Origin of the sequence: Segetibacter sp. 3557_3 (assembly GCF_004354985.1) — a bacterium.
Classification (GTDB): Bacteria; Bacteroidota; Bacteroidia; order Chitinophagales; family Chitinophagaceae; genus Segetibacter.
In genome coordinates this window covers 838,011-862,147 of sequence record NZ_SMSK01000001.1, presented here as the reverse complement: position 1 = coordinate 862,147, position 24,137 = coordinate 838,011, and the positions used below count along the sequence as shown (strand labels likewise).

General features: G+C 44.9%; 17 protein-coding genes and 1 pseudogene. 10 read left to right on the top strand and 8 right to left on the bottom strand.

Annotated features, from left to right (window positions below):
• Positions 1–616: 616 nt before the first annotated feature.
• Entirely contained in the window at positions 617–3,661 is a 3,045-nt protein-coding gene (locus tag EXU57_RS03050; protein ID WP_133266679.1) for an outer membrane beta-barrel protein, read from the bottom strand.
• A 759-nt stretch (positions 3,662–4,420) separates the two neighbouring features.
• On the opposite strand from EXU57_RS03050, the gene EXU57_RS03045 reads away from it, so the two are divergent.
• Both EXU57_RS03045 and EXU57_RS03040 read left to right on the top strand, forming a co-directional pair.
• Complete coding sequence (locus EXU57_RS03045; RefSeq protein WP_133266678.1) at positions 4,421–5,191, top strand: alpha/beta hydrolase; 771 nt, start codon at positions 4,421–4,423, stop codon at positions 5,189–5,191.
• Positions 5,192–5,503: 312 nt separating this feature from the next.
• On the top strand, positions 5,504–6,745 hold the full coding sequence (locus EXU57_RS03040) for a glycosyltransferase (protein ID WP_133266677.1): 1,242 nt from the start codon (positions 5,504–5,506) through the stop codon (positions 6,743–6,745).
• 233 nt (positions 6,746–6,978) lie between these two features.
• Here EXU57_RS03040 and EXU57_RS03035 read toward each other — a convergent pair whose 3' ends face one another.
• On the bottom strand, positions 6,979–7,443 hold the full coding sequence (locus tag EXU57_RS03035) for a hypothetical protein (RefSeq protein WP_133266676.1): 465 nt from the start codon (positions 7,441–7,443) through the stop codon (positions 6,979–6,981).
• Between the two features lie 265 nt (positions 7,444–7,708).
• Here EXU57_RS03035 and EXU57_RS03030 point away from each other — a divergent pair, with 265 nt between their 5' ends.
• Positions 7,709–7,897: a hypothetical protein gene (locus EXU57_RS03030; protein ID WP_133266675.1), complete on the top strand. Its 189-nt coding sequence runs from the start codon at positions 7,709–7,711 to the stop codon at positions 7,895–7,897.
• A gap of 332 nt (positions 7,898–8,229) precedes the next feature.
• Here the strand turns inward: EXU57_RS03030 and EXU57_RS03025 are convergent, their stop codons facing one another.
• Complete coding sequence (locus EXU57_RS03025; protein ID WP_133266674.1) at positions 8,230–8,430, bottom strand: hypothetical protein; 201 nt, start codon at positions 8,428–8,430, stop codon at positions 8,230–8,232.
• 108 nt (positions 8,431–8,538) lie between these two features.
• Here EXU57_RS03025 and EXU57_RS03020 point away from each other — a divergent pair, with 108 nt between their 5' ends.
• From EXU57_RS03020 to EXU57_RS02995, 6 genes are all read left to right on the top strand, one after another.
• Positions 8,539–9,741: an ATP-binding protein gene (locus EXU57_RS03020; RefSeq protein WP_133266673.1), complete on the top strand. Its 1,203-nt coding sequence runs from the start codon at positions 8,539–8,541 to the stop codon at positions 9,739–9,741.
• A gap of 4 nt (positions 9,742–9,745) precedes the next feature.
• Positions 9,746–13,345 (top strand): response regulator, encoded by a 3,600-nt coding sequence (locus tag EXU57_RS03015; protein WP_133266672.1) that lies wholly within the window; start codon positions 9,746–9,748, stop codon positions 13,343–13,345.
• Positions 13,338–13,727, top strand: coding sequence for a response regulator (locus tag EXU57_RS03010; RefSeq protein WP_243745484.1), 390 nt, complete (start codon positions 13,338–13,340; stop codon positions 13,725–13,727). Before EXU57_RS03015 ends, EXU57_RS03010 begins: the two co-directional genes overlap by 8 nt.
• Positions 13,724–14,557, top strand: a complete 834-nt coding sequence (locus EXU57_RS03005; protein WP_165958009.1) for a CheR family methyltransferase — start codon at positions 13,724–13,726, stop codon at positions 14,555–14,557. The genes EXU57_RS03010 and EXU57_RS03005 overlap by 4 nt, the downstream gene beginning before the upstream one ends.
• On the top strand, positions 14,539–15,135 hold the full coding sequence (locus EXU57_RS03000; RefSeq protein WP_133266671.1) for a chemotaxis protein CheB: 597 nt from the start codon (positions 14,539–14,541) through the stop codon (positions 15,133–15,135). The genes EXU57_RS03005 and EXU57_RS03000 overlap by 19 nt, the downstream gene beginning before the upstream one ends.
• Before the next feature lie 304 nt (positions 15,136–15,439).
• Positions 15,440–17,050: a carboxylesterase/lipase family protein gene (locus tag EXU57_RS02995; RefSeq protein ID WP_133266670.1), complete on the top strand. Its 1,611-nt coding sequence runs from the start codon at positions 15,440–15,442 to the stop codon at positions 17,048–17,050.
• 163 nt (positions 17,051–17,213) lie between these two features.
• Here EXU57_RS02995 and EXU57_RS02990 read toward each other — a convergent pair whose 3' ends face one another.
• On the bottom strand, positions 17,214–18,083 hold the full coding sequence (locus EXU57_RS02990; protein ID WP_133266669.1) for an NmrA/HSCARG family protein: 870 nt from the start codon (positions 18,081–18,083) through the stop codon (positions 17,214–17,216).
• A 410-nt stretch (positions 18,084–18,493) separates the two neighbouring features.
• On the opposite strand from EXU57_RS02990, the gene EXU57_RS02985 reads away from it, so the two are divergent.
• Complete coding sequence (locus EXU57_RS02985; RefSeq protein WP_165958008.1) at positions 18,494–19,042, top strand: SRPBCC domain-containing protein; 549 nt, start codon at positions 18,494–18,496, stop codon at positions 19,040–19,042.
• A gap of 138 nt (positions 19,043–19,180) precedes the next feature.
• Here EXU57_RS02985 and EXU57_RS02980 read toward each other — a convergent pair whose 3' ends face one another.
• From EXU57_RS02980 to EXU57_RS02970, 4 genes and pseudogenes are all read right to left on the bottom strand, one after another.
• A complete protein-coding gene (locus EXU57_RS02980) occupies positions 19,181–21,118 on the bottom strand; it encodes a TonB-dependent receptor plug domain-containing protein (protein WP_243745483.1) in 1,938 nt (645 codons plus the stop codon).
• A 514-nt stretch (positions 21,119–21,632) separates the two neighbouring features.
• Positions 21,633–22,325: an erythromycin esterase family protein gene (locus tag EXU57_RS25750; RefSeq protein WP_207955368.1), complete on the bottom strand. Its 693-nt coding sequence runs from the start codon at positions 22,323–22,325 to the stop codon at positions 21,633–21,635.
• Positions 22,271–22,951: pseudogene (locus EXU57_RS25745) on the bottom strand (erythromycin esterase family protein). Before EXU57_RS25745 ends, EXU57_RS25750 begins: the two are co-directional and overlap by 55 nt.
• A 356-nt stretch (positions 22,952–23,307) precedes the next feature.
• Positions 23,308–24,021 (bottom strand): head GIN domain-containing protein, encoded by a 714-nt coding sequence (locus tag EXU57_RS02970; RefSeq protein WP_133266667.1) that lies wholly within the window; start codon positions 24,019–24,021, stop codon positions 23,308–23,310.
• Positions 24,022–24,137 lie beyond the last annotated feature (116 nt).

Genomic DNA, 24,137 nt, shown 5'->3' with positions numbered 1-24,137 from the left:
GCATTTCAGCACTCCGGAGCTTCTGTAATCTTAGATGGTCCGTTGTTATTTTTATGTACCCGGCAATCCCGCCCTGATGTAGCTTTTGTTGCCCGCCCGGATGCGCCAGTCGGACGTCCGCCCGGCTGAAGCCATTCGGACGGGGGCGTCGCACTCTTGTACTATTGTATTTACAGCAACAGTTCGGTTTGCGAATTTCTTCAGTTAGTTGATCATTTCCTTGCTTGAAGAGTTGATAAGTAAACCAGCATATGTACCTGCCAGTGAGTTGCCCCTAATACCCATTCCTGCTAGACCCGAACCCTTAACCAGATACATTAATACCAAATACCTCGATATCCCAACTGCTTCTTCCTTGTTACCAGAACCTGTCTACGCTTGTTTAAAGTCGTGTATTCTTATTTCCAGAAGTTGTGTACCGTTATTTCCCGATTGACGGTGGGTTTACCAATAACGTGCGTGTTACGGAGCTCCGCCAGGTAGGAATAATGCTACAGTCTGCCACTTTCCCATCTAAACCAGTTCTAATGTTATTGCGCGCGCCGGTGGTATACCGGGTGTGATTGTATAAAAAAAGCCCTGGCATTGCCAGGGCTTTTAAATGTTTGCTAATTGCTTATTGGTTACCTCTTATAATCATTCCACCGGGACCGCCGGAACCACCGGGACCACCAAAACCACCGGGCCGCATGCCTGGCTGCCAGTTACCACGCTGTTGCTGTTGCTGTTGCTGGCCACCGCCAAAATTGCGAATGTTGTAAGTGAAAGTAAGCATGAAGTATCTTCTCAACACATCGGTCCTGGTATCTTCAATATAGTTTTGTTGAATGTCTCTCGTAATACTCCTGTTTTGGTTTAACAGGTCGTAAATGGTAAACCTGATCTCTCCTTGTTTTTTCTTGAATAGCTGCTGCGCTATACTCGCATTCCACATTGCGAAAGATTGATTGTAACCTTCTGCCTGGCCACGACTTAAATTATAGTCTACGTCTGTTGCAAGAATAAACCCGTTTTTGGTAGAATAAGTGGGCTCTATTGAGGCAACTTCGGTAAAGTAACTGTTAGTAGTGGTTGTTATAGCACCCTTTAACTGCTCTGAATATTGTGCTATATTAAAGGTAGACCTGCTGGTAAAATTAAGATCCAGGCGTTCTTTTACATTCATTGTAAACCGAACAGTTTGTCCGAGAATATAGTTGTTGGTGTAACTTGGGTCTGATGCGCCCCCGAGCCTGTTATTAAACCTGTTTACACTGGTGATCGTGTTTACAGAACGTACATAATTAACGTTCGTAGTAAGGTTAATATTCGATTTTGGATTTTTGAGCGGAAATCCATAGTTAAAAAATCCGCTCATGTTATAACCGCCATTACGATTTATTGGCCGTACAAATTGCGCGTTTGGTATAAGGCTAATGCCATTATCCAGCAAAACTGTTATTGAGTCGTTGTTTTGGAAAAGCTGGTTACCAATGCTGTTCGCAGTCATGCTCCCATTTATACTTACTACAATGTTTTTGAAGGTTAATGGGTCAAACTTGGTGAGCATCAGGTTGATGTTATGTGAAAAGGACTGCTTCAACTGGGGATTACCTGTTGTGATGTATAACGGGTTAGAGTTATCTATCACATCCTGCAATTGCGTTACGTTAGGTTGTTGCGTGTTACCCCGGTAATTCAGGCGTACGTTCATAGCCCTGCCTTTTCTATACTGCAGCATGAATGTGGGTGTAAAGTTGTAGAATGACTGCTCGATGTAAGTTTTTTTAGTTAGGTTATTACTTGTTAAATCAGATTTCTGCACGCCTAGCCCCATAGTATAATTGAATACTTCGCTTATTTGCCTGCGGTAATTAACCGAAAAGCGATTGGAAATATTGGTATTTTCAAAATTGTTGCTTAGCTGAATGTTGTTAAGATCATATTTACCAGTGAGCCGGTTAAACTGCATCGTATTTTGATCAGAAGTATTCCTGCTATTGTTATAATTATAGTTCAGTTCTACCATTCCTTTTTTCCCGATTGGTTCTGTATATGCGATTGTTCCCCCATATGTTGTACCATTTCTATCGGTATTGGCAATCTGATTTATCGTATCCCTGCGTATCACCCCACCCTGGCTGGAGTTATTATAACTTAAAGTTGACCGGTCTGACTCATTCTTATTTAATGCCTGCGTTAAGTTAAAAGAAATAGATCGGCCCCGCTTGGCAAACCTATGCCTGTAGAGTATGTTATTATTAAAGTTATAACCTTTACTTTCAGTGATGTTCGTTGTTCTTACATCGTTTACGGGACTGGCTTTTCCCCTGATTGTGGAAGATCTTGATTCGCTAAAGTTATCCGTTTGCTGCGCGGTAAAGTAAGGCCGGATAAGAATTGAATTCATCGTGTCGAACTTATGTTCTATCTCGAAGTTGAAGCGATTGTTGAAGTTCTTGTTGTCTGTTAAACTATTGGATGTTGTAAATCTAGATGAGTCGCCTGTTACATAGGTTTCTCTGAACCTGTCTGTATTCTGTACCCTGTTTTGACTATTATAGAAGTAGCTGCCGTTTACCGAAGTTTTTGGGCTCCAAACATCACTGTAATTTAAACCTCCCGCCAATGTTTTTGTAATGCCCGTTGGTCCCGTATTAAAACCCCCGCCAAAACCGCCGCCGCCAAAACCTCCACCGCCAAAACCTCCACCGCCAAACCCGCCGGCACCTCCGCCACCTCTCTGGCCTCCGCCACCGCCTCTTTGACCACCACCTGCACCCCCGCCACCGCCAAAAATATCCTGTGCAGAAAAATTCTGGTTATTATTGTTATTGGCTTGTCCGATAAAAGAAATCTGCCTGTTTCCATTCATGAAGCTAATGTTGGTATTGGCAGCATACCTGTAATCGCCTTCTAACTTTAAGTCGTTCCCACCACCTACTGTCACCTTGCCAAATACACCTTTCCGCCTGTCTTTCTTGGTAACAATGTTGATTGTCATCTGCCTGTTACCATCATCAAAGCCGCTAAAAGCACTTTGATCACTTTGTGCATCTACAATCTGTATCTTGTCGATCATGTCTGTTGGCAGGTTTCGGGTTGCAAGGGTGGGGTCATCACCAAAAAACCGTTTGCCATCTACCATAATCCGTGTTACACTTTGCCCCTGCGCTTTTATAGAACCATCTTTCTCAACTTCCAGCCCCGGCATTTTCTTGAGCAGGTCTTCAGCTGTAGAGTTTGGTTTCGTTTTAAACATATTAGCATTAAACTCGCTCGTATCGCCTTTAATTACCATGGGTGAGGCTTTTACCGTTACACCAGCGAGTTCTGCAGGCGCGGTTTCTAACAAGATGGTTCCTAGATTTAATTCAGGTTTATCTGTGCTTAAAGAAACGTTTGAGTATTTATCTCTATATCCCTGGAAACTTGCCAAAAGAAGGTGGCTGCCAAAAGGAACATTTTCTAACGTGAAAGTGCCGTCAGCTTTACTCAAAGCGTATTGAACCAGAGTAGAGTCTTTTACGTCGAGAAGTGAAATCGTTGCATCTTTAAGATTTTGCCTGGAGGTTGTATCGCTCAGTTTACCTTTAATAGTTCCCGAGGCCCTTTCCTGGGCTATCAGCTGAAGAGGATAAAAAGCGACAACAAAAAGTAATAGTGTAAGATTTTTGCTCATAAAAATTCATTGAAAGACCTGAATGTGAGCGTAAATTACTTAATCGCTTGGCTTTTCAATCCTCAAAACGGTAAACAGGCGGTATGTACAGATGAACTAGCAGAACCGCTCCATAAACACCTGTTAATTGTCCAAACATTGCCAGGTTTTTACAAGTTTAGACACCTGGGAGTTTTTAAGCTTTTTGACAAGTTTGACCTAAAATCTCAGCTGTTTAACTGTTGTATTCGGCGGAAATAACGAAGTTAATGCTCTATAAATCGTATATAAAAGTCCGTAATAAAAACCAGGGGACGTCTACTTTTACTGATGCGTGGCTTGCTGCACATTGATATGGGTGTTTGCACTTGTGGGTTTTTTGTCAATTCTTGCATTTACGCCATCACTTGAAAAAAAACTTGACGGCCTACATAAAGCCGTGGACATGCTGGATTAGACGTTATTTTTGAAGTATTAGGATTGCCGCTTATGCCGGTCATATAAGGACGCACCAGCAGATAAATTCCAATTGTACAAGAGTGCGACCGCCGTTCGACTGCCCGTCGCAATGGCTATCCAGAGGCGCAGCAGGCGCGGAACGATGTTCCAGGAATTGATTAGGCCGGGTCCAAGAGAAAGTTTTGAACAAAACGACATCGAACCAGGAAAATCCTATTTATGATCTTTTAGATTCTCCAATAACGGCCCTGGCCGTGGAATGATTTTTTGCCGGCTGTAGTAATAACGAAATGGACTTTCCTTATTTGGCTGCTTGTAACTATGCAGCTTCAATCCGGTGCAGCCTTCACAACAACAAAGCTTGTTCGTTGGTCCGGTTCTGTAAACGACAGCTTCGACATCTATGTTTCCGTACCGCCGTCTTATGACTCTGGGCAAAAATATTCAGTTGTTTACTACCTCGATGCAAACCTCCCCTCGGGCAGTGCGCTACAATTCCTCCTTTCCACAAAGGGGTATGATCATCAATTTAGTAACGTGTTGTTTGTTGGTATAGGCCACAGGTACAAAGGCAACCATAATGTGCCAAGAAAACGGGATTTTATGATGCCTGCCCTGCCGGGCGATACGCGAACAAACCGAAACAGCCACGCAGAACGCTTCTACCTCTTTGTGAAAAATGAATTAGTGCCATACGTTAATCGATCGTACCCCGTAATTAATAACAGCAGTGCTATTATCGGCCACTCTCTGGGTGGGCTGTTTGTCTTTTATTGCCTGTTTAAAAATGAAAACCTGTTCAGCCATTTTTTCGCAATTGGGCCGGCGCTATGGGTGCATCGGTATGCGATTTACAACTACGATCGCCTCGCAGATGATCAAACCCATAATAAGTACTTGTTTTTGTCAGCAGGTTCAAAGGAAGTTTTCAACAGGATTTTGCACGGTGCAAATAAAGCCAAGAAGTATTTCGATTTAAGGAAGTATCCAAAATTGAAATACGATTATGTGGTGGTCAAAGGAAAGGGTCATCACAGCCAGGTACCGGTTACGCTGGCAATTATACTGGATCGGAAGCTGAGCGCATTTTAGGAGTGCCCCTTTAAAGTATACCTATGCTCAACAACTTGCTGGCCCGCATCCCACTCGCCGCCCGCTATTGCTGGTATGCGTGCTGCCTGAAAGATCAGCACATCCGATTATGCCACGCTTGTAAATTCCACACAATGGCGAACAAGTTTTTGCTCCCATTGCTATTGCTGGTCATTTTAGCATGAATATTCCACCTTAATAGGAAGAACTACCCGGATTGTAGCAGAATACCTACAACTCGCTCCCACAAAAGTTGGAATTAAGATTGAGAGTATATGTACGTACCCGTTGCTGACAAAATTAAAATTGAAGATGAATGATGTTGAAACAAAGCCTTTATTACTGGTTTTCCCGTTTGATGTACTTGCCCATTACCTGAGGTGTCTGAAACTCGCCAATTACCTTAGTGCATATTTTGAGGTCAGATTTCTGTACTCTGAAAAGTACCAGCATTTTGTAAGGATGGAAGGCTATGCAACTTTCGAAGGCATTAACCTCGACGCTGATCACATACAGGATTGTGTCCGGCGCTTCGACTTTAGCTGGATCAACAAAAATGACCTTGAAAAAGTATACTTAAACCAGGTTGAAATTATATCAACCTTAAGGCCGGCAGCCGTACTTGCTGATATGTCGCCAACGCTCAAAATGGCTGCAGAAAGTATTGGTGTACCCTGTGTTGCACTAATGAACAGTTACCTGAGCAGGTATTATGCACAGGTACACCCAATGCCGAAGAGCCACCCATTGGCAGGCTATATAAAGTTGCTTCCTGAGAGGATGGCGAACTACTTTATTGCCCTTGGCGAACAGAAGTCATTTAAGGAAATACACCAACCGTTCAACCAGCTCAGGTCAAAATACGGGCTTTCTGAGCAGACCTCATATCAGGATGAAATGGAAGGTGACATCAATCTTTTGTGCGACCTCCCGGAGTTGTTTCCGCAGAAAACACTCCCGGCGAATTACTTTTTCGTTCCGCCCCTGTATTATGACTTTCCCGGCGACAGTTCGGAATTACTTCACCAGCTTGATCCTGAACGAAAAACCATTTTCGTGACGATGGGGAGCACCGGGAATTGGCAAAATGGAGCTTTCCTGAATGATCCACTTTTCGACAACTACAACATGATTATTGCGGGTGACCACAACAACTTTGTGACCCGGCCTGGTGTAATCAAATCAAACTTTGTAAATATCCACGACCTGTTTGGAGTCACTGACCTTGTCATTTGTCATGGAGGTAATGGGACAATTTACCAGGCATTGCTGTACGCGTTACCAGTGCTATGTAAAACAGCACATTTCGAACAGGAATGGAATGTTCGAATGCTTGAGCAAATGAAAGTTGGTAAGAGCCTGGATAATGTGACGAGTGCAAGGGCACATGTACAGCTTGTTGACGAGTGGGTAGGTAAAAAGAACTCGCCGGTGTTGATAAAGCTTCGCCATCGCTTATGTGAGTCAAACAATGGCTTTGCAGAAGCAATTAGAAAGATGGTTGTTGCGACAGGCATTGGAACCCAATTACAAGCAGAGGAGATTAAGGGTTAATTCGAAGGAACAATGGTGTTCAGCGAGGTGGTAGACCGCGAGATGTTTTAAGCTCAACTATTCGCTCTTTTTCCCGTGCAGAAAATACCTGATTGCTTTTATGTTCTGTTTTTTATCTGATCCCATATACCTCATCCATATCATTCCCGGATGGGGAAAGCACAACCTAATATATCGACACAAAAAAAGCTGCCCTGTTGGACAGCCTACTTATACCCCTATAAAATTTCTGATTACTGACCCCTGCCGGTACCGGTGCTTCCACTACCTGGAGGTGTGCCCTGCATATTACCTGACTTGGTATCGGATTTTCCTTTAGTAGGATTTCCCATTGAACCCTGGCCCTGTGCGTTTGTCTTTCTGCGGTTGGTTCGGTTAGTCCGGCCCTGTGTTGAGGATCCTCGCTGGCCTGATTGTCCGCTTCTGCCTACAGAATCCTGCATAGTTCCGCTACCATCTCCTGCACCGGTTCCGCCTGTTCCGGTAGGACTACCGGGCGTAGTATTGCGTTCGGCCTGGCTTTTTTGACCTGCTTTTTTCCCTGTCTTGCCTTTTCCCTGCTGCCCGCTACCCCCGGATGATTGACCTGTTCCTGTCTGACCTGAACCTGTTTGGCTACCTGAGCCTGAACCTGTCGTTTGTGCTGATAAGCCGAGGCCACCTAACACAAACATTCCTACAATCACTATCTTTTTCATATAACTTATGTTTAATATCTTAAGGCAAATGGCAGGCCCGAATTTGCATCAATTCAATTGTGAACAATTCTGCGATAACAAGGGAAAAAAGGGTGCAAAGATGGAAATTCGTCTACAACGACTACCCAAAGTGGAACAACAATGCCCCAACACCATATTCCACCTTTTGCCCCTGGTACCCCGCGCCCCCGTTTAGGCCAATGTTGACCTGTTTTAGAGATATCCGCTGGCTTAGATCTTGCAAGAAAAGTCGAAAATGCCAGTTATGATAACCGTAGTATATCAGCCAAATGAAACCGACGACGTGCTTGAAGAGGACTCCGATTTGGAGGCTATTCCAGGCCAAGATGATCTGGAAGAGGATGGGACCCCTGTGCTGGATGAAGAAGATCTTGAAGAAAATGACCTTACTGTGGAAGAGGCCGATGAAATTGAGTGGGATGAGCCGAAATGACGCCCAAAGCAAAAGGGGTGTGTACAAAGCATCGATACTTATAATTGCCGGCCAGCCGATCGTGGCTGATTGCCTGGATAACGGGGCACATAAGTAAATCCAAAATCGTTATCTAAGCATTTAGGTTGTTGCTGAAGTTTGCCAGCGTTGTTCCACCTGGTCGTTCAATGCACCCTGAATACGCTTTATCATAGTGCTTCTTCTAATCTCCATTAGCATTCACGCTAAAATCAATTTCATGGTATTCTGGGATCGGAATAATCATTTTCAATAGATTTACACGATCCAACTATGATAAATCAACGCCCTTTCAACTTAGGATCCTTATCCCGCTATGCCGTACAGGCGTTTCCGTCGACAATTAAGCGCCCTGATGAACCCCTGAATTTTTCACCAAACGTATTGTTTTCTTGGCTGAATACTGTTACCACGAGGTTGAGCCAGCCCCTTTTATGGAGGCTTATAAAAGCTGCTTTTACCTGCCGCCATGCTCTCGTTCGCACCAGGCGGGTACGCAGTAATGGTATTTCCACCTACAAGTGCCTTTTTGATTATAACTGCTGCACACTTCCAACAAAACGGGAGCTTTCCGGATCCGCCGGTAAGCCATCTTATTTATTCAATCCTAATGTGCCGAAGCTATGATCCTGATTGTCGATGACAAAAGAGAAAACCTCTACTCGTTAAAAACATTGCTTCAGTTACATGTTTACGAAGTCGACACTGCGAGCTCGGGTGAGGAGTCTTTGAAAAAAATTCTAAAGCAGGAATATGAATTGATCATTCTTGACGTGCAGATGCCCGGTATGGACGGATTTGAAGTTGCCGAAATCATATCGGGTTATAGCCGGTCGAAAGACATACCAATTATCTTTCTCTCTGCAGTTAACATTGACAAGCGTTTCATTACGCGGGGATACAGCTCAGGTGGAGTGGACTACATTACCAAGCCTTTCGACCCCGACGTGCTGATGATGAAAGTTAAAACGTTTACCCGCTTATATAAACAGACCAAGGAGTTAAACGACATAAAGCACCTGCTTGAACAAAAGGTGGAAGAACGGACCAGGGCGTTGGTAGATGCTAACAAAAAGCTTGAAATGAGTAATGCGGAACTCCAGCAATATGCCTCAATTGCTTCGCATGACCTACAGGAGCCCTTACGCAAGATTACCACATTTAGCAGGTTAATACTCGACCGTTTTCTCCTGGATCTTCCCACGGCTACCCAATACTTAAGAAAGGTGATTTCGTCGTCGGAACGAATGCAAAACCTGATCAACGACCTGCTGAACTATTCAAAACTTTCCATTGTACCGAAGTTTACGCTTTTTGATATTGGGCAGCTTGTGCAGGAAACCGTTGTAGACCTGGAACTATTGATCTCAGAAAAAAAAGCGGTTGTGGAAACCGGAACTTTTCCGGAGGTTGAAGTGATACCTGATCAAATCAGGCAGGTTTTCCAAAACCTCATCAGCAACGCCCTGAAATTTTCGAAAAAGGACATCGCACCTAAAATCGTATTGTCCAGCGAGCTTGTTGAAGCAAAATCGTTTAGTGCCAACGTTTCAGCCAAAGGTGACTTTTGCCGTATCACCATTTCAGATAATGGGATCGGGTTTAACGATAAATACCTGGATAAAATATTTACCATGTTTCAACGATTGCATACCCGGGAAGAATATGCAGGTACTGGTATCGGGCTTACGATCGTAAAGAAAATTGTTGAACGGCACAGCGGCATCATAACCGCCGATAGCAAGGAAGGTGAAGGTACAACCTTCATTATAGTTCTCCCTGTTAGACAGCGGCAGGCGAAAATTACGGGTATTGATAAAATCTAATTGCATGAACAGTTCTTTTAAGCGAAACCTGCTTGTTGGCTTTGGATTATCACTGGCATTACTGATCGCTAGTTCAATTGCTTCTTCCATAAGCATTCGAAATTTACTGGCAAGCAGTAAACGGGTACAACACACCAACGAAGTGCTGCGAAAGCTTGATTATGTGCTTTCAGTTATACAGGATGCCGAGAGCACGCAGCGGGGATTTCTCCTCACCAATGACCAACGCTTTCTGCAGCCCTTTAATGGTGATAACCGCAGGTATCACACCCTTCTTGATGACATTAAGGAGTTGACATCCGACAATCCCTATCAACAGGAGGATTGCATAAAGCTGGCTGGAGTGATTGGCAAACGTATGGCCATCCTTGAAGCCAATATTGAAAGGAAGAAGCAAAACCAGCCGATCTCAAACGATATGCTGCTGCACGGTACTTATTATATGGACTCTGTTCGGGTAATAATAGGTAAAATGCAATTCAGGGAAACCGTGCTGCTGGGGGAGCGGACTTCGCTGCTAAACCGTTTTTCTTCGTTAACACCCGCGTTTATACTTTTAGCGGCTCTGCTATCGATAGCAGTTACCGTGATCTCATTTTTGCGGGTACTAAAAGATTTTAAAACCCGGGTGCTTTTAGAACAGGACCTCAAGCAGAAAGACCGCGAAGTTAGTAGCAGGTTAACCATCATACAGGGAATTGCGGACAAGATTTCGGCTGGTGATTATAAAATAAGGGTAGATGATGAAGGCAAAGACATTCTTGGTTCACTGGCCTTTTCGCTAAACAAGATGGCCAGCTCGCTGGATTTCTCTTTTTCCAATCTATCGCATCGGGAATGGCTGCAGAGTGGGATAGCAAAGCTAAATGAGAAGATCATCAGTGAACGGGAACTCGACGTGCTCACTTACGTAGTAATCGAATTTATAACTGAATACACAAAGTCGCAGATTGGGGCTTTTTACCTTACTCATGAAGACCGTAAGCTCCTGCTTTCTGCAAGTGTTTCACTGAACACCGACAAAGCTGCCAGGGAAATTAAGTTTGGAGAGGGGCTTGCCGGCCAGGTTGCGATATCAGGTAAAGAAATGATTCTTGAAAACATTTCAGAAACCGAATTCGTAATAGATTATTCAGCCGGGAGTATAAAACCTGCATCGCTTATCGCAGTACCCATCTATTATGAAAGAAAGTTAAAAGGGGTAATAGAACTCGCTTCTTTAAAGCCATATGAAACCGTTACGCTCGAATTTTTGAAAGCGGCGAGCTTCAACATTGGCATGGCTATCCATAGTGCAAGAGACCAGGAGCGGTTGAAAGAATTACTGGCGGAAACGCAGAGTCAATCGGAAGAATTACAGGCACAACACAGTGAGCTTGAGAATATAAATGCCGAAATCGAGGCCCAGGCCGAAAAACTGCAAGCTTCCGAAGAAGAGTTGCGGGTGCAACAGGAAGAGTTGCAACAGTCTAACCAGGAACTCGAAGAACGCAGCCGCTTGCTCGAAGAAAAAAACGAACTGATACTTGAGCGTAACCTTGAGATCCAGTCAAAAGCTGAAGAGCTTGAACTGAGCACCCGGTACAAGTCTGAGTTCCTCGCAAACATGTCGCATGAATTGAGAACCCCGTTAAACTCCATACTGTTGCTGTCCCGTTTGCTAACCGAGAATCATGGTGGTAATTTGTCGAAGGAAGATATCGAATACGCGAGTGTGATACAGAGCTCGGGCAACGGCTTGCTTACGCTTATAGATGAGATCCTTGACCTTTCGAAAATAGAGTCTGGAAAAATGGAGCTTGAATTCACGCAGGTTAACGTGGATGATGTAAGTGATGAACTAAAGGGATTGTTTCAGCCCGTTGCAAAAGACAAGGGGATTGAGTTTAAGCTCGAAAAAAATGGTGATTTGCCGGAGGTTTTTGAAACTGACCGGCTGCGTCTTGAGCAGGTACTCAGGAACCTGATCTCCAATGCTTTGAAATTTACGCCTCGTGGTGCGGTTACACTGGAGATTAGTTCAGCTGCAGACAACGTATTTTTTGCCGTGAGAGATACCGGAATTGGTATTGCTAAAGATAAACAGGAGATTGTTTTTGAAGCATTTAAACAGGCAGACGGCTCAACACGGCGAAAATTTGGGGGTACGGGGCTTGGACTTTCCATTAGCCGGGAACTTGCACGTTTACTTGGGGGCGAGATTACACTAGAAAGTGAAGAAGGTAAAGGAAGTACGTTTACCCTATCGTTGCCAAAACAACATGTAGCAGTTGTTAACCCCGATCCGGCCGGGTTTACTCCTGTTCAGGGTCCAACTGTTAACTCAACCCGGGAAGAAGAGGTTGGAGCCAAGCCCTTGACAGATGATGAGTATATAACCGCTTTTATTCCGTCACCCGTACCGGATGATCGGGAGCATATTGAACCTGGTGACAAGCTAATCCTAATCATCGAAGATGATACTGCCTTTGCACGCTCGCTTCTCGACTTCACCCGCAAAAAGGGCTATAAAGGTATTGTGGCTGTTCGGGGAGACGAGGGCATTCAGCTGGCCAAACAATTTTTACCAACAGGTATCCTGCTTGATGTGCAGTTGCCGATAAAAAGTGGTTGGCAGGTGATGGATGAATTAAAGTCAGACCCGGTCACCAAGCCCATACCTGTTCATATGATGTCGTCGCTTGAGTTGACCAAAAAAAGTATTTCGAAAGGAGCGATTGACTTTATCAACAAACCCGTTGCTTTCGAAAAGCTTGGTGAAATCTTTGGCAAGATTGAAGACGCGCTCAGCCGCTTTCCACGAAAGGTATTGATCGTTGAAGAAAATGATAAACACGCACAGGCTCTTTCCTTATTCCTGAAAGAATTTAATGTTTCTTCAGAAATCGAGCACACTGTAGGAGGTGGTATAGAAGCCCTGAACAGGAAGGAAGTGGACTGCGTAATTTTAGATATGGGCGTGCCAGGTCAGCATTCTTATGACACACTCGAACAAATAAAAAAGACCCCCGGGTTTGAGACACTTCCAATTATCATATTCACCGGTACCAACCTTTCGTACGTGGAAGAAATGCGAATCAAGCAATATGCAGATTCAATTGTAATAAAAACGGCTCATTCATACCAGCGCATACTCGACGAAGTATCGTTGTTTTTACACCTTGTGGAAGAAAACAAAAAAGATAAGGGCAGTGGGAGGTATAAGAAGATGGGCGAAATAGGGGAGGTATTGAAAGGTAAAACGGTGTTATTGGCTGATGATGACGTACGCAACATCTTTTCACTTACCAAATCGCTTGAGTCATACGGCATGAAGGTTATTACCGCTGTGGATGGCAAAGAAGCATTAAGCCAGCTTGATTCCACACCTGGTGTAAACCTCGTACTCATGGACATGATGATGCCTGAGATGGACGGCTATGAGTCTACCCGCCGTATACGCGGGAATCCAAAGTACAGGAAACTGCCCGTGATTGCTGTTACTGCAAAAGCAATGACCGGGGATCGTGAAAAGTGTATTGAGGCTGGTGCTTCGGATTATATTACCAAGCCAGTTGACGTTGACCAGTTGATTTCACTTTTACGGGTTTGGTTATATGAGTAAGAATATAAAACCATTTATGGGTAAAACGATCCTGATAATAGACGACGACAGTCGCAACATATTTGCGCTTTCGGCGGTGCTTCGGGCAAAAGGATTCCATTGTTTAACCGCCACGGGAATAACAGAGGCTTTTAGCTGTTTAAACTCCGGTGATCCGATTGCTGTAATCCTAATGGATATGATGATGCCGGAGATGGATGGCTATGAAGCAATACCAAAGATCAGGTCTTTTGAACAATGGAAGAACATTCCGATAATCGCCGTTACTGCACAGGCGATGAGTGGAGATAAGGAAAAGTGCCTGCTTGCCGGAGCGGATGGTTATGTCTCAAAACCGGTTGACATTAATTTACTGATGGACATCATAGCTCAGTTTATATGAGTAGCACAGAGCAAAATATTATTGGCGATGAAGAAATGAACCTTCTTGTTACGGAGGTATTTAGGCTATACGGGTACGACTTCACAAATTATGCAAGGGCGTCACTTAAAAGGCGTATTAACAGGATCATCATTATCGATCGTTTTCCCAGCTTTGCAGAATTGCTTTACCGGGTTAAACATGACCCTTCCTACTTTAAGCGCCTGGTAGAAGAATTGACGGTAAACGTAACGGAAATGTTTCGTGACCCCGCCGTGTTCAAAACCATCCGCGAAGAAATTTTACCGGTGCTGGCAACTAACCCCTTCATCAGGATCTGGCATGCAGGCTGTGCCACCGGTGAAGAAGTGTATTCGATGGCGATACTTCTGGAAGAAGCGAACTTGTTGCATAAATCGTTATTGTATGCCACGGACCTTAACCCAACAGTAATCGAAAACATCAGGCGAGGTATATTCCCGTTGAGCCAGATGAAGCAGTATTCAGAAAATTATAACCTATCCGGTGGCAAAAAGGATTTTTCGCAATATTATACCGCAAACTACGACCGCGCCAAATTCGATGACCGGTTAAAAGCAAAGATGATCACGGCAACACACAACCTCGTTTCTGACCGATCCTTCAATGAGTTCAACCTTATATTTTGCCGTAATGTGCTGATTTATTTTGATAAGCAACTCCAGGATAAAGTATTCAGCCTGTTTGACGAAAGCCTGCAAAAACTGGGTTTCCTTGTTTTAGGATCGAAAGAAAACCTCAGGTTTTCAAAGGTGGCAAAAAAGTTTGCTCAACTGCATGAAAAGGAAAAGATATGGCGGAAAATCACCTGAATGAAAGTCGTGTGGTGGTAATTGGCGGTTCTGCGGGGAGCCTTGATACCGTTATGCGTATCGCCGGCGCCATTAACGAATTCACGCAGCATACGTTTATACTTGTGGTCCACCGTAAGAATACCACCGACTCAAACTTTGAAGACCTGATAACTTCTAAGACGAGATTGCTGGTTAAAGAAGTTGAGGACAAAGAGTATATCACGACCGGTACCATCTATATCGCTCCGCCAGATTACCATTTACTTGTTGAGGATCAACACATGTTTTCGCTGGACTCCTCGGAGAAGGTTCATTATAGCCGGCCCAGTATTGATGTGACATTTGAGTCGGCTGCGCTGGCTTTCGGCACAGCATTAACAGGGATCTTACTTTCAGGTGCCAATGCAGACGGGGCCGAGGGAATACGAAAAATAGCAAAAGCCGGCGGCTATACGATCGTTGAGGATCCAACAACCGCTTCAGCAGCTTATATGCCGCAACAAGCGATAAACCTGGTTACTGTAGACGCCATTGTGCCCGGCGCCAGTATGCCAGGTTACCTGGTTAAACACCTGCTGAATGCCGGTAACCGGTAGTGGTTGTTACCTTAGGGCGACCGAGAAAGTTGTAATAAGAAGTTTTCTGGTGGAAACTTGCAATCATCGGGCAAGGAAGTCGCACCAAGTTGCTTAACAGATTAGCGACTGGTAAAGGTGTAAGATACCTGGGTTCGTTTTTCGAATAGTGTACTTTACTCACGAACTGCCTGTTACTAACCTATCCCGGGTTGCGCTGTCGCCCGTTGCAATCCTAAATTGAAATGACGGTTGAATGGGCCATTGCTTATTTTAACCTGCTACTTTGTATCAGTAATACTGTTTGTTCGTCTAATTTACCTATATGAAAAAATGCCTCTTCTTTTTGGTGACCTATGTTGTTGCGTTTTCGGGTTATACACAACTATTGCGTACCGGTGCCCCCCAGGTAAAAACGACAAATGGGATGCTGGAGGGTGTGGACGTTTCCGGGGTTAAGGTGTTTAAAGGAGTGCCTTTTGCCAGCCCGCCTACCGGCGATCTGCGGTGGAAAGCTCCGCAGCCTGCAAAAAACTGGAGCGGGGTTCGAAAAGCTGTCCAGTTCGGCCCGCGGGCAATGCAATTGCCACTATTCAGCGATATGAAGTTCCGTTCGAATGGGGTAAGCGAAGACTGCCTATACCTGAACATTTGGACACCGGCAAAATCGGAAAGTGATAAACTCCCGGTACTTGTATACTTTTTTGGGGGCGGGTTTGTTGCGGGTGATGGTTCAGAACTGAGGTACGATGGTGAAAGCATGGCCAGAAATGGAGTTGTTGCGATAACAGTAAATTTCAGGTTGACCGTGTTCGGGTTTTTCGCACATCCGGAACTTACCAGCGAATCGCCAAATCATGCGTCGGGAAATTACGGCTTAATGGACCAGTCAGCTGCCCTAAAATGGGTGCAGCAAAACATAAGTGCATTTGGCGGAGATCCAAAAAGAGTAACCATCGCAGGAGAGTCGGCAGGCTCTTTTTCCGTAAGTGCACAAATGGCTTCACCGCTTTCGAAGCAACTCATTTCCGGTGCGATCGGAGAAAGCGGCTCATTACTGGGTTCAAACCCGCTGATGGCTTTAAGCGATGCCGAAAAGCTCGGACTTGAATTTGCCGACAGTGTCGGTGCACGTTCGCTGACTGAACTCAGGGCAATGCCCGCCGATAAAATATTACAGGCAACCTCGCGCCGCGGCGTTCCCCGGTTTCCGGTGACTGTTGATGGCTACTTTTTTCCTAAATCACCCGTCGAGATTTTTGAGGCAGGGCAGCAGGCACAGGTGCCGCTGTTGGTTGGCTGGAACTCTGAAGAAAGCAATTTTAGATCAGTGCTGGGCCAGGAAAAACCAACTGTAGAAAACTTTAAGCTTGCCTTGCAAAAACTGTTTGGGGAACGGTCAACTGAAGCGGCAAATGTTTACCAGGTATCGTCGGATCAAGTGGTTGAACAGGTGGCGACAGACCTGGCTTCTGACCGTTTTATGGGATTCGGGACCTGGAAGTGGGCGGACCTTCAAAGCCGTACCACCAACAAACCCGTTTACCGTTATATGTACGAACGTGCACGACCACTTACCCGAATACAATCGGCAAAAGACCTGCTTGCTGAGGCGGCCAACGACAAGAAAGAGGTTGCGATGCCATCTGCTAAAGCTGGTGCAGTGCACTCTGCTGAAATTGAATATGCTTTGGGCAACCTGCCCACCAACCGGGTTTATGACTGGCAACCTGATGATTTTAGGGTATCGGAGATCATGCAGGGATATTTTGCAAACTTTATAAAAACGGGTAACCCGAATGGCCCGGGCCTACCTGCATGGCCGGCACTTACGAAAAATGCTGCTGCTGTTATGCACATCGATGTAAATACCCGGGTTGAGCCAGATACCAGGCGCAGTCGTTACTTATTCCTTGATAAGGCTGCAGCTAAATAGTGGTACCTGAGTCTTAAAAAGGATATTGCAGGATACTGAATGATTAATACCATACATCCTGCGGTGCAAGTATTCCTGCTCAACCAGGGATCCAACCGATGAACGGAATGCGACGCAACCGGAGTCTCCACAATGGACCTATGCTGGCACCATAATTTCGTCATCAGTTTTCAGTGGCAACAAACGTTTTCCGGATCCAATCGCTGAAGCTCAGAAAGGGGCCAAACTCTTTTTGAGCGTCGTCGACGTCCTTAATCATAATCCCACCATTGGTGTTTATCCATTTGAACATGGCATAAAGGTCTTTGCCCATTACAAACCGGGTAATCAGTCCTGGTAACTTTTGGTACCTGATTTTTTTACCCAGCACTCCGGAAAATAATTCGGCAACCTGCTCATTGTCCATCTCATTTGCAGCAAGGGGAATGGTTCGCCCGCGATATTGTTCGGGTTCGCTAAAGATGGTCGTTGTGACCTGGCCAACATCGTATGAGCTAATGTATTGTTGACGAATTTCCTTGTTAATGGGGGAAACCAGCTTTCCTTTTAAGATGCGGTTTTTAACCTGGGGTAAAAGAAAGTTTTCCATTAAAGATGCCGGCCTTAAAATCGTATAGGGTATATGAAGGTCTTTGATATAAGTTTCAAGCTGGTGTTTGCTATCCCAATGGGGTACCCCCGTTTTTGTATCGGCGCCAGAATAAGAAGTATATACAAAATGATTTACCGCGTAGTGCTCTGCAAGGTCGGCAAGCACCGTTCCTTGTTTAACCTCTTTGTCGGAGCCTTCCTTGAAATTTTGCACGCTGAAGATGCCATCCACATCATCAACATGTTTGCTGAATGAGTCAGGTTTATTTAAGTCTCCATGAATAATTGAGGCACCAAGCGATTTAAGTTTCTGAGCTGCAGCAGAGGATGGATCTCTTGTCAGCACCTTGACACTGAACCCCTGGCTAAGCAAGCTTTTTGCCACTGCACCGCCCTGGTTACCGGTGCCCCCCGTTACAAAGATTTTCTTTGGCTTTTCCATTACCCTGGTTTATGCATTTATTGATACGACATCACCATGCCTGCTGTTGCATTGAATGCTGAACCGCTTAGACAAGGTAATCATTCTGTGATTGAATTGAAAGCCCCGATCATGACCAATGCTGCACACGGCGAAAAATTCCTAATGAACCTAAAAGGTTAACGAATAATATCAGTCCGGCGTAACAAACAATTTTGAAACTGGAGTGGCCTCGTATTTCTGCCGCCAAGTTTATCTGCCAACGAAAGTTGAGCTTCATTAAATCTTTAACGATGAATTTATACCACATCTTAGGCCTAATGTTCTACGCAATTGGCTTTAGGGGCTGCCAAGTTTATACAATACACACGGTCGCTCAATTGCATAATGGTTCATATCAACCATTTCACGATTACTTTAAACCATTTACTATGGAGAATAACTCATTAAAGCTCGAAGTTTCGAAAGACTTTTCCTGTTCAAAGGACCAACTGTATAAAGCGTGGACAGATCCGGAGTCGCTGAAGCAATGGTGGAAACCATTGGGGAAACACCTCGTAAACGTTGAAAATAATCTAACACCAGGTGGCACTGTTCGATACGAATTTGAAAACAACAGCCTGGTAATCGATGGCACTTACGAGAAGGCAGATCAACAGCAACTCACTTATACCTGGAACTGGAAACTTGCAGATGAACCTGTACGCGATGCTGAATATACACTTGATGTACATTTTGAAGGAGATGCTGACCACAGTAGCATTTCTGTTGTACAGAACGGGTTCGAAAACGAGGAAAGCATAACACCCCATAAGGAAGGTTGGGAGCATGGACTGGAGCAATTGAAAGAATTTGTTTCAGGTGGATCATCAGCCGGGACAGATTCATCCGGCGCGACCGGAGCAACCGCTCAAACCGGTAAACCAGAGGTGTCAGGTTATAACGAAACACCAGAACAACAGAAAGTAGCAGGAGGTTAGCACGATGATATGTTGTGTTAAGCGCATGATCCACCCGGTTATGCGGAAAACACCCATGCAGTATAGCGTGGGTGTTTTTGTTAGACGAATAACCTAACCTTTACCAATCGCGCCTGCCACTTAACGTAAGACATATTGCTAACCCGAGAATGAAAATGTTAAGCCTGCCATCAACCATCTGCCGGGCATTTGTGCGCCAAGCAGATCGCTGTATGTTTTATTAAACACGTTGTCTGCCTGAATGTAAACTCCCATTTTATCCTGGTATAAATATCCCTGAACCTTTATGTTCATAAGGAAGTAGGCCTTAGATGTTTGTGTAAACAATGCTGCGGCTGATCGCGGCTCGCGCTCTTTATATAAGCCGTTAATGCCGATGCTGTATGCCCGTGTTGTATATCGTACAGCAATATTGGTGATTAGTTTTGCGTGCGACGAAACGTAGAAACTGGGCGGTTGATTGTTGCTTTGTGTATTGATCAGGGTTAATCCAACACTTCCTGAAAGTTGTTTGTCGCCCTCAAGCATTCTATCATAAACCAGGTCGGTTTCAAAGCCTGTATTGTTAATGCCCGTGATATTTTTTGCCAGGGCGTATGTACCGGTGGCAGAAAGGTTTTCTCGTCGCGGCATCTGTGCATAGGGGGTAGGCACATAGTCGATAAGGTTTGAAAATTCCTGGCGAAAAACCGTTGCCGCGAGTTTGAAATGTTCAAATCCATAGTAGTCGGCCCCAACCTCGTAACTAAAAGAATGCTCCGGCTTTAAGTTAGCATTACCGATGCTGCCGGAAGCAACAAAAGCTTTATTGTAATTATTAAAACGTTCGGTAAAATCTGCATCCCGGGTTGTTTTGCCCGCAACAGCCCGCAACTGCCAGTCTGAAATTTTAACCGAGGTATTGAGCTGTGGTACCAATTCCCAACCAGACCGCTCATTCCAGTTGCCACGAACGGCAACGTTCAGGTTAAGGTTTCCAAAGCGCCGGTTTAACGATGAAAAGACACCAGCCTGTTGCAGGGAGTGATTGCCACGGTCGTTCGACCGAATCGATTTACCCAACCATTGCAAACCCGAAGTGAGGCTTGTTTTGGTGTCGGCCTGCCATTGGTGGGTTGCAAGTGCTTGCAGCAGTTGGCTTTTATTGGAGTTTGCAGTAGCTGAAGGACTAAACCGGTAATCATCGACAACCGATTTATAACCGAGGTGAAGATCTAACCGGTGTGCTTGCTTTGAGTAGCTTAGCCTTGCCTGGTTCCAGAATGACTGAACTTTTTCTGTTGCTGTATCGGAAGCAAAAATGGTATAAAAGTTCTGCGCGGCAAAGTTCCTTTTATCAAAAGCTGACCTGACGGCGAGGCTTAAATGATCATTGAAAAAGTGCATTGCCGAAATTGAAGCCGTGGTGTTGTGCACATACCCCTTTGTGCCTCTTTGTTGTTGGCCTTCGGCGTTATTCGTTACCACACCGCCCGAAATTGCGGTTGAGCCGGCCTGGTAATCACCGCCCAACTGGCCGTTTACGAGTCCATACCCGCCTGCGGCAACCTGGCCAGCCATTCTTTTAACGCTGTTGTTCCGGCGTGCTGCAAATGTTTTTGTGATAACATGTATAACACCACCAACAGCTTCTGAACCGTAGATTGCAGAGGCAGCACCTTTCAGTATCTCAACGCGTTCTATCTCTGAAGGCGAAATGGGTATATAGCTGCTGAAGTGCCCGGTATTTGGATCATTGATCCTTATGCCATCCAGCACAACCAATACCTGTTGAAACGTGCCACCCCTTAAAACAAAGTCGCTTTGTGCTCCCATAGGTCCACGCATTTGCACCTCCAGGCCCGGTAGGTACCGCAGGAACTCATCGATGGAGTTTACCGGTAAGTGCCTGAACTGTGCTCCCGGTACCACAATTATGTTCCGTCCACTTTGCGAAGTTTTTACCGCTACCAGCGACGAGGTCACCGTTACAGGGTCAAGCTCAACCTGGCGGGCGGATGCGCTAAGTGAGCATAACGAAGAAATAAAAAGAATTGAAAAAGAAAAGTATTGCAGGGTCGTCGGTTTCATCGTCATAAGCAGCCTTTAATGGGTGCAAATATGAGTACTTAAAGTGATCAAACTTGCTGCAGGTATTTTCTTCAAACAAAACCCTGCTAAGGTGCTACCAAAGTTGTCGATAATACCAGCGTGTATGACAGGCAGGTTGTGGACAACAGAATGGAAAACTTTAGATGTTTGCAATGGCTGGGGGTTGTTTTAGAAAACCAGTTTATCCTGCTAAGCCCAATACCAGCCTTATGTTGAACAACAAAATGCAGATGTTATGATCCGGGTAAAAGGAAACTGCCAAAAATCGCGGATTAGTACTGTAGAAAGGGTAGGAGATTATTAAAATATGCTGACACCAACTTGAAGAAGTTCACCAACCAGAACAATCCTGAGATTCAAGGCAACATGTATCCATTGAAGACAGCGGTTTCAACTACCAGGCTCATCTCGCAACAAATCTTGTAACAGGTGGCAGCTTACTTGCGTGGCCAGGTATGCATTAAACGTCTGTCGGTATTACTTGTAAATGAAACATCTTTTAAAACCCGGACGGATAAGTATCGGGTGGCTCAATCCGTTGCTGCACGCCAATTGGGTGCAGCGCAGAAGTTTTGTCGATAAATATAAAGGCGTCGTAGCGTTTTGGAATGATAGATCGAAGATAATTTCCTTGCTCGCGATCCGGATCATAAACAACCCCAATCGCCCGGTGCCCGAGTGGTTTCTGTAAAGCGGGATGATCTTTGACCTCGGCCGAGAGTATGATCTTATTTGGACTTCCGATTGTATGCAGGTATCCTTCCCAACGATTCGCGGGTGCTGGTGGTACCGGCATGTTCTTAATGGGTGCACCCCAGCTGCTTGCAGCCACTACGCTGCCCTGGTAGGAGCCAAACCCAACAGCAAATACGTTTTCAGATCCAAACGACTCTCTTGCAAGCTGGCCCAGGTTGACCATGCCCTGGTCTGCCATATCCGTGTAGCGGGCATCACCAACATGGGTGTTGTGTTCCCAAACGATAATTTTTGAATCCGGTCCGAGAAATTCAGCAAGCCGGTTAAGTGTTTGCGACATGTGCCGGTCGCGAATATTCCACGACTCTTCGTACTGGAGACCGAGGTGCGATAATACCTTTCCCCATTTAGCGCTACAAGGCTGTTTTGTTGCATCACAAACTACCGTTCCGTTTTTGCAGTGGCATTGCCGGTTATCTCCGAGATCCGGTTCCAAAGTGTTGTTGTTTGGTTACGGCAATTTGCAGAAGCATTTGCGACTGCGTACCCATACTCCTGAGCATCTGCACTAAATGGTGTAAAGCACTGTTGAACGCCTTGAGCCGCAGCAATGGTTGTTGGGTCACCAGCCTGCAGGTGGGGCATCAATTCCTGTGTTGACTTCCAAAGGCAATAAACATCAAGTCCGTAAAAGCCAACTTTATCTGCAGCAGATCTTGATTGGTTGAAACTATTCATCCAGGTGACGAGCGAAGCAATCTCGTAATTACCCCACATTTAAGTCGGCCAGCGATCATAATGTTTGAGCACATTTACCGCGCTTGCGCTGTCTTGTAACTTACCCCGTACAAAGTTGTTGACCCGGTACGAGTCTGCCCATTCACCTTCAACGGCTATGCAGTCAAAACCTTTTTCCTGGATCAGCCGCTTCGAAATGGCTGTCCGCCAGTTGTAGTATTCAGCGGTGCCATGCGAAGCTTCACCAAGCAACACAATCCGGGCATTTCCGATTTGCCGTATCAACAAATCAAGGTCTTGTTCGCTGTTGAGCGCATGGCTGGGTATTTCGCCATTTATCGCAGGCTTGCCACGGCTTTCTTTTTTACAGCTGATTGTCAACATGATCACCAGAAAAATAATCACCGGGTTTATTGCGCGTTGTTTCATACCGTATCGTTACAAGTGATTAACCTTAAGTTCTACTTTGGGAAAATAAAACAGGCGCCATTTTCAACGAAATTGGTTTTCAAACAATAGCGATTTAAGGTGTTATGGCGATACCAAAACAGATGAAAAAATTCAACATATTTGCTTTTGGATTGGTAGGTCCTTTAAGGCTTATCAGATCTGCTGAGGCATCAGAAACATTTTTAGTTTCAAGAAATCAATTATGATCTGCCAGGAAAATGCAACTGAATTTTTTTACAATAAAAAAGCCGCCTCTTGTTGAGACGGCCTTTCCTGTTAGCAATAAATGATTATAACTTAATTATTTTACCAGAGCCGGATATTTGCGATGTTACAGTTGGTAAGCCGCGGTAGTAAACTGAACCACTGCCAGAGATTCTCACATCCAGGCTTTGCCGTGGATTGACCTTTACGTCGCCTGACCCACTGATGTTTACTTTGCTCGAATTTGAGACAAACGTTTCCATATTTGTTTTGCCGCTTCCGCTTACAATAACGTCGCTGGATGCGCAGCCGCCTTTCCGGACATTGATGCTCCCTGAACCGCTGATGACACTCTCTACATTGTTTACCACATTCATTGAATCGATATTGATGTTGCCACTTCCGCTTATTGCAAGTCGCATCCGATCTGTGTTAATGGGTGTGTTTGCATCGATATTGCCGGAACCGCTCATTGCAATACTATAGATATCAGGCGAGCTAACATAGATCACCGGCCGGTCGAAACTGCGCAGCCTTACATTTTGTTTTAACCTGATGCGCAACTCACCGCTGACCTGGTTTGTTTCGATATACTCGAGCACGTTTTGCTGCGCATGCAGTTCCACTTTGTAGGTGCTTGCCTGTGTGTAAACCACATCAGAGGCAAAGGAAACTGCCAGTCCATTAAATCCGGTAATGTTTCGTGTTTCGGTTACTATCGGTCCATCGCCGTTAACCTTGCGGCATGATGAAAACCCAATTATGATTGCTGCTGCTAAAAAAAGAAATAACTGTTTCATACTATTGATTTGTTGTTTTTATAAGTGGTTTGTGTTGTTTGTTTATGTAAGATTCAATGTCGTTTAGTTAAGCCGATTATGTAATTTGTTTGCCCAGCTACTTCCAATGGTACAAG

Coding starts and splice junctions, on each gene's coding strand:
- EXU57_RS03020 (WP_133266673.1), top strand. CDS start 8,539: ATGATCCTGATTGTCGATGACAAAAGAGAAAACCTCTACTCGTTAAAA.
- EXU57_RS02980 (WP_243745483.1), bottom strand. CDS start 21,118: ATGACGATGAAACCGACGACCCTGCAATACTTTTCTTTTTCAATTCTT.
- EXU57_RS03050 (WP_133266679.1), bottom strand. CDS start 3,661: ATGAGCAAAAATCTTACACTATTACTTTTTGTTGTCGCTTTTTATCCT.
- EXU57_RS02985 (WP_165958008.1), top strand. CDS start 18,494: ATGGAGAATAACTCATTAAAGCTCGAAGTTTCGAAAGACTTTTCCTGT.
- EXU57_RS03000 (WP_133266671.1), top strand. CDS start 14,539: ATGGCGGAAAATCACCTGAATGAAAGTCGTGTGGTGGTAATTGGCGGT.
- EXU57_RS02970 (WP_133266667.1), bottom strand. CDS start 24,021: ATGAAACAGTTATTTCTTTTTTTAGCAGCAGCAATCATAATTGGGTTT.
- EXU57_RS03010 (WP_243745484.1), top strand. CDS start 13,338: ATGAGTAAGAATATAAAACCATTTATGGGTAAAACGATCCTGATAATA.
- EXU57_RS03035 (WP_133266676.1), bottom strand. CDS start 7,443: ATGAAAAAGATAGTGATTGTAGGAATGTTTGTGTTAGGTGGCCTCGGC.
- EXU57_RS03015 (WP_133266672.1), top strand. CDS start 9,746: ATGAACAGTTCTTTTAAGCGAAACCTGCTTGTTGGCTTTGGATTATCA.
- EXU57_RS03030 (WP_133266675.1), top strand. CDS start 7,709: ATGATAACCGTAGTATATCAGCCAAATGAAACCGACGACGTGCTTGAA.
- EXU57_RS03040 (WP_133266677.1), top strand. CDS start 5,504: ATGAATGATGTTGAAACAAAGCCTTTATTACTGGTTTTCCCGTTTGAT.
- EXU57_RS02990 (WP_133266669.1), bottom strand. CDS start 18,083: ATGGAAAAGCCAAAGAAAATCTTTGTAACGGGGGGCACCGGTAACCAG.
- EXU57_RS03045 (WP_133266678.1), top strand. CDS start 4,421: ATGCAGCTTCAATCCGGTGCAGCCTTCACAACAACAAAGCTTGTTCGT.
- EXU57_RS02995 (WP_133266670.1), top strand. CDS start 15,440: ATGAAAAAATGCCTCTTCTTTTTGGTGACCTATGTTGTTGCGTTTTCG.
- EXU57_RS03005 (WP_165958009.1), top strand. CDS start 13,724: ATGAGTAGCACAGAGCAAAATATTATTGGCGATGAAGAAATGAACCTT.